General features: G+C 39.9%; 1 protein-coding gene. It reads left to right on the forward strand.

What is annotated here, in order from left to right:
• Positions 1–40 precede the first annotated feature (40 nt).
• Positions 41–421, forward strand: a 381-nt coding sequence (locus SB764_RS38410) for a hypothetical protein (protein ID WP_410866521.1), incomplete at its 3' end; no start/stop codon positions are given.

Genomic DNA, 421 nt, shown 5'->3' on the forward strand with positions numbered 1-421 from the left:
GGTTTCCAATTCGAGTTTTACCCTCAATGATTCCGAAAATATGGAAAGCAACCCTTTTTCGGTATTGCTGCGCTGGACAGAATATAGGCCCAATGTCTCTCTTAATAGCTTTGTGGGAGGAGGGCGAAGAATTTCCGGCATTGAGACCAATGACAACAATGGAAAGATTACCAAAAGAAAATTTACCTATACCTTGGATAATGGTACAACCTCCGGAAAGCTTTTAGGAATTCCTGACTATATGCTCATTATGAAAAAATATGGAAATATTCCCATGGTAGTAGGACAACTGTCAAACAGGATACAACCCATGTCAAGCTTTAACAATGGCGGGCAGGTAGGCTATTCCCAGGTAACAGAATCTTTTTTATCTGCAGACAACACTGTACTTTGGACCAGAAAATATAATTTCAGTAACTCC

Origin of the sequence: Paraburkholderia sp. SIMBA_027 (assembly GCF_046535315.1) — a bacterium.
In the GTDB taxonomy this organism is placed as follows: Bacteria; Pseudomonadota; Gammaproteobacteria; order Burkholderiales; family Burkholderiaceae; genus Paraburkholderia; species Paraburkholderia tropica.